Source organism: Paraburkholderia sp. BR14374, assembly GCF_040948685.1.
Taxonomy (GTDB): Bacteria; Pseudomonadota; Gammaproteobacteria; order Burkholderiales; family Burkholderiaceae; genus Paraburkholderia; species Paraburkholderia youngii.
The window spans coordinates 309,028-321,643 of the sequence record NZ_JBFPKF010000005.1 but is presented as its reverse complement, the minus strand read 5'-3'; the positions used below and the strand labels follow the sequence as shown (position 1 = coordinate 321,643).

The following is a 12,616-nucleotide window of genomic DNA, read 5'->3' as shown; positions in this document are numbered from 1 at the left end:
CGCGAGCAATCGCTTACACTGAGACGGCTTTTCTCGCGCTGTCGCGCCGCTCGCGCGACGCTTCGGAACCGGCAACAGAACGGACTGGACACGCCATCGATGAAAACGCCAGCGGACCGACTTCTCGCATCTGACGCACTAAACACAGCCCGTCTCACCGCCGACACCTACGGCAACCACGCCCTCGACGAATTCCTCGCCGGCCGCATCACGCGCCGCGAACTGCTGCGCTACGCGAGCGTGATCGGTCTTTCAGTCGCGGGCGGCGGCTTGCTCGGCGCGCCGCGAGCGAGGGCGCAAGGTGCGCCGGCCCCGTCGAACCAGACGATCCGCGTCGCGCATCTGACGCCGGCGGGCGCCGTCGATCCGCTGACGGTCACCGACGCCGCGAGCCTCGCGCTGCTGAACCAGACCGGCGAATTCCTGATCGACGACGACGGCGAGAAGCTGATGCTCAAACCCGCGCTCGCGCTGTCGTGGAAGCCGAACGACAAGGGCGACGTGTGGACGTTCAAGCTGCGCCCCAACGTGAAATTCCACGACGGCCAGAGCTTCGGCGCGAAAGACGTGGTCGCCACCTTCGACCGTCTCGCCGATCCCGCGAGCGGCTCGGCCGCGTTGTCGGTATTGAAGGGCGTGCTGTCGAAAGGCGGTGCGAAGGTCGTCGACGAACACACGGTCGAGTTTCATCTCGACGCGCCGATCGGCAATTTCCCCTACTACGTTTCCTCGGATAATTACAACGCGGTGATCCTGCCCGCGAACTTCGCGGGCAACTACGAAAAGAGCTTCATCGGCACCGGCCCGTTCAAACTCGAAAAATATCAGCCGAAGGTGGGCGCGTCGTTCGTGCGCAATCCCGACTACTGGGGCGACAAAGCGTTACCGCAACGGGTACAGTTTTCGTTCTATGCGGACGAACAGGCGCAACTGCTCGCGCTGCAAGGCCACCAGGCCGACGTGATGGGCACCTTCACCGTGCAGGGCGGCGCGGCCATTCTGAACAATCCGGACTACAACGCAGTGGGCGTGAAGTCGAGCGCGCATCGGCAGATCCATCTGCGCAACGACAGCCCGCTCTTCAAGGACAAACGCGTGCGCCAGGCGCTCGCGCTGTCGCTCGATCGCGACGTGCTCGTGCGCGGTCTCTTCAAGGGTCGCGCACAACTCGGCAACGACAGCCCGTTCGCGCCGGTGTTTCCGTCATCGGACGCGGGCGTGCCGCAACGCAAGATCGATGTCGCGAAGGCGAAGCAGCTGCTCGCGCAAGCCGGCGTGCCGAACGGTTTCGACGTCACGCTGACCACCGAAAAATACATGGAGATCCCCGACCTCGCGGTCGTCGTGCAGAACGCCGCGAAGGCGATCGGCGTGCGCATCAACCTGAAGGTCGAGAGCCAGTCGCTGTACTACGGCGCGGGCACGCCGGGCAAATCCGACTGGCTCGACTCGCCGCTCGGCATCACCGACTACGGTCATCGCGGCGTGCCGAACGTGTTCCTCAACGCGACGCTCACGAGCAACGGCACGTGGAATGCTGCGCACTTCAAGAATCCGCAATACGATCAACTGGTCGCGCAGTTCGTCGCGGCGATCGACCTCGCCACGCAGAAGAAACTCTCCGGACAGATCCAGACGCTGCTGCTCGACGAAACGCCGCTGATCATCCCGTTCTTCTACGATCAGCTGATCGCGATGCGCAAGGGGGTGAACGGCGTGCGCTTCACCGCGCTCGCGCAGCTGTATTTCGATCGCGCGACGCTGAGCGCGTAAGTACCGCGCTGCTCAACGCACCTTTCGCAGGAGAACTCACGATGTCGGCTCCGGCGCCCTCTCCCGCCTCGAACGCATCGCGTTTCCCGCGTGCGACGAACGGCAACGCAGGCCGCGTCGCGCGTTTTCTGGCGACGCGCGTGGGTCTGTCGCTGATCACGCTGTGGCTGCTGTCGCTGATCGTGTTCGCAGGCGGCCAGTTGCTGCCCGGCGATATCGGCCGCGCGGTGCTCGGGCCGCTCGCCGATGCGCGCGCGGTCGCCGCGCTCAATCATCAGCTCGGCGCCGACCGGCCGCTGCTCACGCAATACATCGACTGGATCACGCATTTAGTGCGCGGCAACATGGGGCTGTCGTACGCGTATCGCGAACCGGTCGGGCCGTTCATCGCCGATGCGCTAGCGCATTCGGCGAAGCTCGGCCTCTTCGCGTTCATCGTCGTCGTGCCGCTCGGCATTGCGGGCGGCGTGTGGTCTGCGATGCATGCGGGACGCTGGCTCGATCGCACGATCAGCATTGCCGGTTTGTCGGCGACCGTGGTGCCGGAGTTCGTGTCGTCGATCGTGCTGATCCTCGTGTTCGGCGTGTGGCTGCGCTGGCTGCCGATCGAGGCCTCGTTTCCGGCCGATGCAAGCGTGCTCGAACAGCTGCGGCATCTGGTGCTGCCGGTGCTGCCGCTCGTCTTCGTATTCTTCGGCTATATCGCGCGGATGGCGCGCGCGGGCACCGTCGAAGCGCTCGACGCCGACTACACGCGCACCGCGATCCTCAAGGGCCTGCCGCGCCACGTCGTGATCTGGCGGCACGTGCTGCGCAATGCGCTGCTGCCGACGATCACCGTCGCCGCCACCCAGCTCGGCTACATGATCGGCGGACTCGTGGTGGTCGAAACGCTGTTCCGCTACCAGGGGATCGGCTCGCTGATCTACAACGCCGCCAAGGCGAAGGACTTTCCGATGCTCGAAGCGGGCGTGCTGACGATCGGCGTCGTCTATACGCTCGCGAATCTGGTCGCCGATGCGCTGCACGTGCTGCTCAATCCGCGGCTGCGGGTGAGGACCGCGGAATGAATCCGAGCGTGCCGCCGGCTCCTTCGACGCCACCAGCGCCGCCCACGCCGGGCGCACCGGGCTCCACGCCACGCGCGCCCGCCGAGCCACGCTTCCCGCGCCTCCTGCTGCTTCTGAGTTCGCCGACCTTCATCGTGGGCGCGCTGATCGTCGCGTGGTGGATCGTCTGCGCGATCGCCGGTCCGTGGTTCGTGCATCTCGACCCGTACGCGTCCGATCCGCTCAATTCGCTCACGCCGCCCGATCGCACGCACTGGTTCGGCACCGATCAGCTCGGCCGCGACGTATTCTCACGCGTGATCGTCGGCGCGCGCGACATCCTGACCATCGCGCCGCTCGCGACGCTGCTCGGCACCGCGGCGGGCACCGCGCTCGGCCTGCTGGTCGGCTACTTCGACGGGTGGGTCGACGACGTGATCGGCCGTGTGATCGACGCGGTGCTCGCGCTGCCGCTCGTGATCGTCGCGCTGCTCGCGCTCGCCGCGGTCGGCGCATCGAATCTCACGGTGATTCTCGTGATCGGCCTCACCTTCACGCCGATCACCGCGCGCACCGTGCGCGCCGCCGTATTCGCCGAGCGCCATCTCGACTACGTGGCCGCCGCGCAGCTGCGCGGCGAGCGCGCCCCGTACATCATGTTCGTGGAGATCCTGCCCAACGTGCTGCCACCGATCGTCGTCGAAGCAACGGTGCGGCTCGGCTATGCGATCTTCGCGGTCGCGACGCTGTCGTTTCTCGGCTTCGGCATCCAGCCGCCGTCGGCCGACTGGGGGCTCGCGCTGTCCGAGTCGTACACGCTGATGGCGGGCGGCGCGTGGTGGACCGTCGTGTTCGCGGCGGGCGCGATCGCGTCGCTGGTGGTCGGCGTCAATCTGATCGCCGACAGCGTGCAGGGAGTGCTCGACCGATGAACGGCGCGCCGCCCTCCTCGTTCGCCGCGTTCGACGTGTCGAAGAGCGATCGCACCGATGCACTGACCGTGGTCGGCCTGACGGTCACCTACCGGATTCGCGGGCGTGATCGCGAAGTGCTGCAGGACGTGTCGTTTCGCGTGCGGCGCGGCGAGGCGTATGGGCTCGTCGGCGAATCGGGCTGCGGCAAGTCGACCGTCGCGATGGCGACGCTGCGCTACCTGCCACGCCACGGCAAGATGAAGGCCGGCAAGATTGTGATCGCCGGCGCGGACGTGCAGAAGCTCGGCGCCAATGCACTGCGCAGCATGCGGGCGACGACCGTCTCGATGGTCTATCAGGACCCTGGGCGCGCGCTGAACCCGTCGCTGACGATTGCCCGCCAGATATCCGAAGCATTCGAGGCGGCCGGCGTCGCACGCGACGAAGCGTTGCATCGCACGCTCGAGATGTTGCAGCGCGTGCGCATCGCGGCGCCCGAGCGCGTGATGGACAGCTATCCTCATCAACTGTCGGGGGGCATGCAGCAGCGCGTCGTGATCGCGATGGCGCTCGCGTCGAACCCCGCGCTGCTGATTCTCGACGAACCGACCACCGGCCTCGACGCGACCGTCGAAGCGGAAGTGCTCGACCTCGTCGCGCAGTTGCGCGAGGAGTTCGGCACCGCGGTGCTGTTCATCAGTCACAACCTCGCGGTGATCGGCCGCATGTGCGAACGCATCGGCGTGCTGTACGCGGGCAAGCTGGTCGAGGAAGGCGCGACCCAGGACGTGTTCGCGCGGCCGCGTCATCCATACACGGTCGGATTGCTGCGCTGCCTGCCGAGCGCCGGACGCAGCAAGGACCGCGAACGGCTCGATACGATCGCGGGCGGCCTGCCGCTGCCGGGCTCGGTCACGCAGGGCTGCATCTATGCGCAACGCTGCCGTCTCGCCGACGAACGCTGCCGCCGCGACGCGCCGCCGCCCTATCGGCTCGGCGCTCCGCATGGCGATCAGATGGCGCGCTGCCACTATCACGAGCGCGCGATCGAGTTGCCGCGGGCGGCATCGAGCGAGGAGCCGGTGGCGGCCGCATCATCCAACGCGGCGGCGCGCGCGTCCTCTGCGCCGGTCTTGCGCGCTCGCAACCTGTCCAAAACATTCCACGTATCCGGTGCGCCGCTGCGCGCGGTCGACGACGTGTCGCTCGAACTCGCGAGCGGCGAGACGCTCGGCCTCGTCGGCGAGTCGGGCAGCGGCAAGACGACGCTCGCGCGGCTGATGCTCGGCCTGCTCGCACCCGATGCCGGCGGCGTGCTCGAACTCGACGGCGCACCGCTCGCCGCGCGCGTCACGCGACGCAGCGACGAGCAGCTGAAGTCGCTGCAGATCGTGTTCCAGAATCCGGACTCGGCGCTCAATCGCGCGCATTCGGTCAAGCGACTGATCGGTCGTGCGCTCGCGCGCTTCACCGCGCTGCGCGGACCCCAGATCGACGAAAGGCTCGGCACGCTGACGGACGCCGTGCGGCTGCCCGAGCGCTATCTCGACGCACGTTCGCGCCAGCTATCGGGTGGGCTCAAGCAGCGCGTCGCGATTGCGCGCGCGTTTGCCGGCGAACCACGCGTCGTCGTGTGCGATGAGCCGACTTCGTCGCTCGACGTGTCGGTGCAGGCCGCGATCCTGAACCTGCTCGCCGATCTGCAGCGCGAGCGCGGCGTCAGCTACGTGTTCATCTCGCACGATCTGCACGTGGTGCGCTATGTGTCGGATCGCATCGCGGTGCTCTATCTCGGCCGGCTCCTCGAAATCGGCCCGGCGGCGGCCGTGTTCAACGGACCGCAGCATCCCTATACCGAGGCGCTGTTGTCCGCCGTGCCGACGCTGCCGGGCGAAGGCGCGTCCGGCGAGGAACATCGACATGCGCGCATCCACCTGACGGGCGAGTTGCCCGGGCCCGGCGCGATGCCGTCGGGCTGCGTGTTTCACACGCGCTGTCCGCGCAAGCTCGGCGCGATCTGCGAGCAGCAGGACCCGCCGTTCCTCGACGCCGGCGGCGCCGCCGACTCGCCTTCCGCGCACCGGATTCGCTGCCATATTCCGGTCGCCACGCTGCGGGAGCTGCAATGCGAGCGGCGCGGCGACAACCCGGGCGACCCGACGAACGGCGCCTCTTCCGACGACGCGTCGGAAAACGCCAGCTAGCGTCGACTCGAACTTCATCGACGTCGCTGACGCGGCGTCACCAGGCACAGCGGCCCCTTGACGAATCCCGCGTCGGAACACGCTCTTGTGTCCGCGCGTTTCATCGTCGCAACGTTTTCAGGCGTTTTTCCGGCGTGCGCATCGTACATCCCGGGATCGCCCGCGTCGCTTCAAGGCTCTGCGACGCGTGGCATGGATATCGCTAAATTTGCGGCCATAGATTCGAAGCAAACCGGGCGCGCTACGCCGCGCACATCCGCACGACGAGCGTCACCACGCGATGACGCGATATCAAGCGATCAGCACGGCAGCGACGCACGGCCAACTTCGACACGACGGACTCGGGGTTCGACAAGACCCGCGTGCAGACAGGTCGGCCGCCGCTGTGGCAGCTGGAGACGCGCGATGAAAACCAGAAATAGCGGCGGTGGAGGCGGTGGAGGCGGCAGTAGCGGCGGTGGCGGTGCTGGTGGCGGAAGCAGCGGCGGCAGCGGGAGCGGCGGCTGCGGTTGCGGAGGCTCCAGCGGTGGACCGGGTGGTGGCTTTGGCGGTGGCTTTGGCGGTGGCTTTGGCGGTGGCTTTGGCGGTGGCTTTGGCGGTGGCTTTGGCGGTGGCTTTGGCGGTGGCTTCGGTGGCGGGTTCGGCGGAGGCTTTGGCGGAGGCTTCGGCGGCGGTCACGGAGGCAAGGGTGGCGGCAGCGCCGGCAGTGGCAACGGCGGCGGGAACGGGCACCAGGCGTCGCCCGTTGCCCCGGGTAGGGGGCCCCCGCGCCCTACCCGCCGGCGACATGTCCCGGCATACTGTCCGCTATCCGCTGGCAACGGCGGTGGCGTCCCGATCCCCCGGTCGGGCGTCACCGCCGCAGGCCGGTCGGAGCGGCCCGCCCGCCTGCGGCGCGCGCTGACGGAATGGCCCGGAGAGTGCGCGAGCCGCGCCTCGCATCGTCGCGCGAACCGCACCGCGAGCGGCGGGAACACCACCTCCCCTGCGCGTGAGTGTCATGGAACCAATCCGAGACGACCGCCTCATATCAAATTCATCGTTCGATATGAGGGCCCACAACATGCATAGTAGTGTTCCCCCCTCCGCGACCCGCACGGCAGCCGCCGTGCTGATGGCTACCGCCCTGGGCCTCGCATCGCTCGCCAATGCGCAGACCCCCGCGCAGCCAATGGCGCAAACCCTGTCGCAAGCGGCGCCACCGGTCGATCCGAGCTTCTCCGCCTACTCGCTCGTACAGAACTGCAAACAGCGCCACGACAACGTCGCGCAAGGGCAATGCGTCAGCGCGATCCGCGGCATCATCCACGGTTATCAATACGGCGTGCTGTTCCTCGCTCAACGCGCCACCTTCCCCGCCAACGAAACCCAGCGCGTGTCGCTATGTCTGGCCGACGTGCCGGTGTCGTCGATCGTCGACGACTTCCTCGCCGATGCCGCTCAGGTACCGGACGACGCACTGCAGCACACCCCCGCCGAAGTCGCCGTGCTCGGCTCCGTGCATCAGCACCACCCCTGCACCTGAGCGCCGCGTCAGCGCGCGCGGCGTCATCCGCGCCCACCTCGCTCAGAGCCTCGCGCGCCGCCGCTCCGCAACGGACGGCGGCCGCGCCGGCGCCTACAACATCTCCAGCGCACGCTTGCCGCGCGGCGGCTTGAAGTACGCGTCGAGCGCGGCGAGTTCGCCGGCTTCCAGCACCAGTTGCGACGCGCGGTAGTTGTCGCGCACATGCTCGACCCGCGCCGCCTTCGGAATCGCGCACACATTGGGCTTGCCCAGCACCCACGCGAGCGCCACCTGAAACACGGAGACGCCGCGCGCGTCGGCAATGTCGTCGAGCGGCGAGCGTTTCGGCAGCCGCGCATGATCGACCGGGCTGTATGCCATCGCCGGCATGCCGCGCGCGGCGAGCCATGGCAGCAGATCGAACTCCGGCCCGCGCCGCGCCACGTTGTACAGAATCTGGTTGGTCGCGCATGCGTCGCCGCCTGGCGTCGCGACGAGTTCTTCCATGTCGTCGATATCGAAGTTGCTCACGCCCCAGTGACCGATCTTGCCCGCGTGCCGCAGCGCCTCGAAGCCATCGACGGTGTCGGCGAGCGGCACCGAGCCACGCCAGTGCAGCAGATACAAATCCAGCCGGTCCGTCTTCAGACGCTTCAGGCTCTGCTCGCACGCGGCGATCACGCCGCGCCGGCTGGCGTTGTGCGGATACACCTTGCTGACCAGAAACACCTTGTCGCGCAAACCGGCGAGCGCTTCGCCGAGCAGCGACTCCGTCGCGCCGTCGCCGTACATTTCGGCGGTGTCGATCAGCGTCATGCCGAGTTCGATGCCGCAGCGCAGCGCATCGATTTCCGCCGCGCGTCGTGCTTGCCGCTCGCCCATCTCCCACGTGCCCTGCCCCAGCGCCGGAATGCGCTCGCCGCCCGGCAAGCTCACGCTTACGATTTCGCTCGTCATGCTGACTCCTTCGAAAGTGGCTCGATCCGGATGCGATGCAATTGCGCGCGGCCCCACCGCGCAACGCACGCTGCGAAAAACCCGGAGATGAGTTTAGCGGCTCCGCGGCCTCACGACGGCGCGCCAGGCAAAAGCCCGCTATAACGGGGCGCGCCGATGTTTTAAAATTGCCGCTTGCCCATCTTGCGTGAGCCCCATGACCTCTGCCTCGGAAGACCGCTGGCGCGACCTGCGCCCGGACCCGGAAAACGACACGCCGCTCTATCTGCAACTTGCCCGCAAGCTCGGCAGCGCGATCCACGAAAACCGCTGGAACGCCGGTGAGGCGCTCCCCTCCGAGCGGGTGCTGTCGGAGGCGCTCGGCGTATCGCGCATCACTTCGCGTAAGGCGATCGCACTGCTCGTCGAGCAGGGTTTGATTCGCCGCACCCAGGGCGCGGGCAGCTTCATCACGCCGCGCTATGAAGATCCGTTGTCGCGCCTGTCGAGCTTCAGCGAAATGCTGCGGCGGCGCGGCTTCACACCGAGTTCGAAGTGGCTGTCGCGGGAAATCTCGCCGGCCAATCGCGACGAGGTGATCCAGTTGGGGCTGTCGCCGGCCGCCGCGGTCACGCGGCTGCGGCGGCTGAGGCTCGCCGACGGCATCGTGATGGCGGTCGAGAATTCGACGTTCCCCGCCGCGGTGATTCCCGATCCGCAGGCAATCGGCGACTCGCTGTACACGTACCTGGAGAACCGCGGATTGACGATCGTGCGCGCGCTGCAGCACTTTCGCGCGGTGAACGCGAGCGACGAGATCGCGCAGCAGATGAGCATCGCGCCGAACGAGGCGTTGCTGTTGATCACGCGCGTGGGCTATACGGCGGATCAGCGCGCGATCGAGTTGACGGACACGTACTGCCGCAACGATTACTACGACTTCGTGGCGGAGTTGAGGAAGTAGGCTGCGGCTCGGTGAATGGTCCCGCAGCCGGGCGCGCCGCGCTTCAAACTCCAACGCGGCGCACGCTACCCTGTTACGTCCACCGGGCTTCGTGCGCGCCGATGCGCGCCGGCGGCAGCGCATAAAACGCCGGCGTCTGTTCCAGTTCTTCGGCGGGCTGAACGCCCAGCACGCACCCAAACTCCGATTGCACGCTCGCGACGCAATCGCGCACGTCGTCGAGCGACATCTCGGGTGCCTGCTGTCCATCGGCCAGCAGCCCGAACGACTGCAGCCAGCGCCCGGTCTGCGCAAGCGACACCTTCACATGCCAGCTGCCACCCTCGCGTGCCCGCCGCGCGAGCGCGACCATCGCGCCGAACGCGGCCAGATAGCCGGTCGCGTGATCGAGCGCCTGACACGGCAGATGCCGCGGCTCGGCCGAACCCGCCGCCGCGCGCTCCGTCCACGCGATGCCGCTCGCCGACTGCACCAGACTATCGAAGCCGCGTCGCTGCGCCCACGGCCCCGTGTACCCGTATGCGCAAACCGACACATAGACGATGCCAGGCCGCAGGCGCGCCAGCTCGTCCGGCCCGAAGCCGCGCGCCGCGAGCGCGCCCGGACGATAGGCCTGCAGGAACACGTCGGCATCGCGCGCGAGTCCGCGCAACGTGTCGCAGCCAGCGGCGTCGCGCAGATCGACGAGCGCCGAACGCTTGCCGCGGCCGTTGTCGATCACGAGCGGCGCGATGTTCGGCAGATGCGGCCCGTTGATCGTCATCACGTCCGCGCCATGATGCGCGAGCGCGCGGCCGGCCACCGGTCCGGCGATGATCCGCGACAGATCCAGCACCCGCACGCACGCGAGCGGACGATCGACGCCCGGTTCGGCGTCGGCGTCGGCGTGGCGCGGCGGCTCGGCCGGCGCGTCGCCGATGCGCTCGATCTCGAACAGCGGCAAGCGCGCGATTGCTTTGGCCTGCTCGAGCGCGGCCCATTCGTCGGGCGTGCGAATCAAGGCGGCGCATAGGCCCGCGTCGGCGAGCGTTTGATCGAGCGTCGCGCCCTCCCAGCCGCGAATCGCGGCCGCCACCGACTCCCGGCCGTTGTCGCAGCCGAGCACGTCGAGCACGCCCTTCAAGTGATGCGCAAAATTCGTGTGCAGCTGGATCCAGCGGCCGTCGCCCGTTTCGTAGAAGCCAGTGACCGGATCGCGCAGCGCGGGGGGCGGCCCATCGTCGATCCGCAGATAGCGTTCGCTGCGAAACGCCGCCAGCGCGCGACGCATCTGCACCGACACCCGTTGCCTGTGTCCGCTGCGCAGGTGCCAGTATTCGGCAGCCGCGAGGCCCGTCGCCGCGATGGTCGACGACGCGAGGCTGCCGACGCGATAGACCGAAGGCAAGCCGGGGTCCGCGCCGGCAAGCGACACGGCGTGCAGCGCGACCGGATCGCAGCCGGCGAGGGTCCAGATGTGCTTTAGGGCGAGTTCGGGTGTCATGGCATCGGGCGCGTTGACCGCGCGCACAGGAAGCAGGTGCACCGAGTCTAAATTTGCGCCTTGCTGGAATCAATCTTGATTATGATAATCAACATATATTGATTTCTTCGGTTTCCACTCGCTTTCATGTCAGCCCCGATTTATCTGACCGCCGCCGAAGCGGCCGCGACGCTCGGCGTCAGCTTGCCGACGCTGTACGCGTACGTGAGCCGCGGCATGCTCGGCTCGTCGCCGGATGCGCAAGGCAGGCATCGCCTCTACGATGCCGCCGAGGTGCGGCGCCTTGCGCGTCGCAAGGCGGACGGCAAGCGAGCGGGCAAGGTCGCGCAGAAGGTGCTCGACTGGGGCGTGCCGGTGCTCGAATCGTCGATCACGCTGGTCGCGGACGGTCGGCTGCTGTATCGCGGGCACGATGCGATCGAGCTTGCACGCAGTGCGTCACTCGAAGACGTCGCGGCGCTGCTGTGGCAATGCAGCGCGCGGCGCATCGCCGATGCGCCCGCCGTGCCGCTCGCCCCCGCGCAATGGGCCGCGTGGCTCAAGCTGTGGAGTGACAGCACGCCGCTCGATCGCGCGCTCGTGCTGCTGCCGGCCGCCGCCGCACAGATGCCGCGCGTGTGGGCGCTCGGCCGCGACGCCCAACTGGACACCGCGTGCGCCGTGATGCGGCTGCTGGCCGCCGCGATGCTGCCGGCGGCGCCGTCGAACGAACCGCTGCATCGGCAGATCGCGACGGCCTGGCGGGTGCGCAGCCGGCCGCAAAGCGGGCTGCTGCGCGCGGCGCTGGTCGCGTGCGCGGATCACGAGCTGAACGCGTCGACGTTCACGGTCCGCTGCATCACGTCGACGGGCACGCACTTGTTCGGCGCGGTCGCGGGCGGGCTCGCGGCGCTCTCCGGGCCGCGTCACGGCGGCGAAACCGTGCGCATTGCGGCCCTGCTCGATGAAGCGTCGCGCTCGCCCGATCTGGACCGCTATCTGGCGAACCGCCTCGCGCGGCACGAGCACGGCGCGCAAGGTCCGGTGCTGTCGGGCTTCGGTCATCCGCTCTATCCGGACGGCGATCCGCGCGCGCGGTTGTTGCTGACGATGCTCGCCGACTGCGCGCCGGCCCGCTCGCCGCTCAACGAGGTGCTGCAGCTTGCACGTGCGGTGCGCGACACGACCGGCGCCGAGCCGACCGTGGATTTCGCGCTTGCGGCGCTCGAGCGCGTGCTCGGCTTGCCGACCGGCGCCGCGTTCACGCTCTTTGCGCTCGGGCGGGTGGTCGGCTGGATCGCGCACGCGATGGAGCAGACGCGCGATGGCCGGTTGATCCGGCCGCGAGCGCGGTATATCGGGGAGTATCAGGCGGGAGAGGCTGCTTAGAGGCTGCTTAGGGGCTGCTTAGAGGCTAGGTCGGGGCCTGCAAAGCGGCGGCTCGCCGTTCGCCACGCATCAGACCACGCCCGGCCGACGCGCCAGCCAGGCCGGGATCGGCCAGCCGAGTAGCAGCGTCGGCAGCTTGCGTTGCGAGCCGCTCGCCAGCGCGAAACGCGCCCCCTCCCGCCCTGCGCTGATCCATGCCACCGATCCGCGCGCCAACTCGATCGACTGCCCTGCCCCGAGCCAGTGATCTTCATGCTCGCCCTCGACGGTCAGCCAGACCTTGCCGCTGATCATCTTGAAAATCGACGGGCGCCCAACGCGCCAGGCCGTGACGGGCTCGCCCTGTTCCAGTTCGAAAACTCGCACTTCTCGCATCGCCGTTCTCCTCGAAGAACTTTCTGTTGTACCGATTATTGGC

General features: G+C 68.1%; 10 protein-coding genes. 7 read left to right on the top strand and 3 right to left on the bottom strand.

Annotated elements, in window-relative coordinates; all coding sequences use genetic code 11:
* Positions 1–99: 99 nt before the first annotated feature.
* The 5 genes from AB3X86_RS14635 to AB3X86_RS14615 all read left to right on the top strand — a co-directional run bounded on the left by AB3X86_RS14635 (position 100) and on the right by AB3X86_RS14615 (position 7,465).
* Positions 100–1,773 (top strand): ABC transporter substrate-binding protein, encoded by a 1,674-nt coding sequence (locus AB3X86_RS14635; RefSeq protein WP_368596505.1) that lies wholly within the window; start codon positions 100–102, stop codon positions 1,771–1,773.
* Between the two features lie 41 nt (positions 1,774–1,814).
* Entirely contained in the window at positions 1,815–2,843 is a 1,029-nt protein-coding gene (locus tag AB3X86_RS14630) for an ABC transporter permease (RefSeq protein ID WP_368596504.1), read from the top strand.
* Positions 2,840–3,754: an ABC transporter permease gene (locus AB3X86_RS14625; RefSeq protein ID WP_368596503.1), complete on the top strand. Its 915-nt coding sequence runs from the start codon at positions 2,840–2,842 to the stop codon at positions 3,752–3,754. Before AB3X86_RS14630 ends, AB3X86_RS14625 begins: the two co-directional genes overlap by 4 nt.
* Entirely contained in the window at positions 3,751–5,940 is a 2,190-nt protein-coding gene (locus tag AB3X86_RS14620; RefSeq protein WP_368596502.1) for an ABC transporter ATP-binding protein, read from the top strand. The genes AB3X86_RS14625 and AB3X86_RS14620 overlap by 4 nt, the downstream gene beginning before the upstream one ends.
* Before the next feature lie 1,063 nt (positions 5,941–7,003).
* Complete coding sequence (locus AB3X86_RS14615; protein ID WP_368596501.1) at positions 7,004–7,465, top strand: Rap1a/Tai family immunity protein; 462 nt, start codon at positions 7,004–7,006, stop codon at positions 7,463–7,465.
* A gap of 93 nt (positions 7,466–7,558) precedes the next feature.
* On the opposite strand, the gene AB3X86_RS14610 is transcribed toward AB3X86_RS14615, so the two are convergent.
* Positions 7,559–8,404, bottom strand: coding sequence for an aldo/keto reductase (locus AB3X86_RS14610; protein ID WP_368596500.1), 846 nt, complete (start codon positions 8,402–8,404; stop codon positions 7,559–7,561).
* Positions 8,405–8,600: 196 nt separating this feature from the next.
* Here AB3X86_RS14610 and AB3X86_RS14605 point away from each other — a divergent pair, with 196 nt between their 5' ends.
* Positions 8,601–9,347, top strand: coding sequence for a GntR family transcriptional regulator (locus tag AB3X86_RS14605; RefSeq protein ID WP_013090333.1), 747 nt, complete (start codon positions 8,601–8,603; stop codon positions 9,345–9,347).
* 73 nt (positions 9,348–9,420) lie between these two features.
* Here AB3X86_RS14605 and AB3X86_RS14600 read toward each other — a convergent pair whose 3' ends face one another.
* Positions 9,421–10,830 carry a CoA transferase gene (locus tag AB3X86_RS14600; RefSeq protein ID WP_368596499.1) on the bottom strand — a complete coding sequence of 470 codons (1,410 nt, stop codon included), beginning with the start codon at positions 10,828–10,830 and terminating at the stop codon, positions 9,421–9,423.
* Positions 10,831–10,956: 126 nt separating this feature from the next.
* Here AB3X86_RS14600 and AB3X86_RS14595 point away from each other — a divergent pair, with 126 nt between their 5' ends.
* Positions 10,957–12,198 (top strand): citrate/2-methylcitrate synthase, encoded by a 1,242-nt coding sequence (locus tag AB3X86_RS14595; protein ID WP_368596498.1) that lies wholly within the window; start codon positions 10,957–10,959, stop codon positions 12,196–12,198.
* Between the two features lie 69 nt (positions 12,199–12,267).
* Here the strand turns inward: AB3X86_RS14595 and AB3X86_RS14590 are convergent, their stop codons facing one another.
* A complete protein-coding gene (locus AB3X86_RS14590) occupies positions 12,268–12,573 on the bottom strand; it encodes a DUF2917 domain-containing protein (RefSeq protein ID WP_368596497.1) in 306 nt (101 codons plus the stop codon).
* Between the last annotated feature and the right edge of the window lie 43 nt (positions 12,574–12,616).

Coding starts and splice junctions, on each gene's coding strand:
- AB3X86_RS14590 (WP_368596497.1), bottom strand. CDS start 12,573: ATGCGAGAAGTGCGAGTTTTCGAACTGGAACAGGGCGAGCCCGTCACG.
- AB3X86_RS14615 (WP_368596501.1), top strand. CDS start 7,004: ATGCATAGTAGTGTTCCCCCCTCCGCGACCCGCACGGCAGCCGCCGTG.
- AB3X86_RS14600 (WP_368596499.1), bottom strand. CDS start 10,830: ATGACACCCGAACTCGCCCTAAAGCACATCTGGACCCTCGCCGGCTGC.
- AB3X86_RS14620 (WP_368596502.1), top strand. CDS start 3,751: ATGAACGGCGCGCCGCCCTCCTCGTTCGCCGCGTTCGACGTGTCGAAG.
- AB3X86_RS14605 (WP_013090333.1), top strand. CDS start 8,601: ATGACCTCTGCCTCGGAAGACCGCTGGCGCGACCTGCGCCCGGACCCG.
- AB3X86_RS14595 (WP_368596498.1), top strand. CDS start 10,957: ATGTCAGCCCCGATTTATCTGACCGCCGCCGAAGCGGCCGCGACGCTC.
- AB3X86_RS14630 (WP_368596504.1), top strand. CDS start 1,815: ATGTCGGCTCCGGCGCCCTCTCCCGCCTCGAACGCATCGCGTTTCCCG.
- AB3X86_RS14635 (WP_368596505.1), top strand. CDS start 100: ATGAAAACGCCAGCGGACCGACTTCTCGCATCTGACGCACTAAACACA.
- AB3X86_RS14625 (WP_368596503.1), top strand. CDS start 2,840: ATGAATCCGAGCGTGCCGCCGGCTCCTTCGACGCCACCAGCGCCGCCC.
- AB3X86_RS14610 (WP_368596500.1), bottom strand. CDS start 8,404: ATGACGAGCGAAATCGTAAGCGTGAGCTTGCCGGGCGGCGAGCGCATT.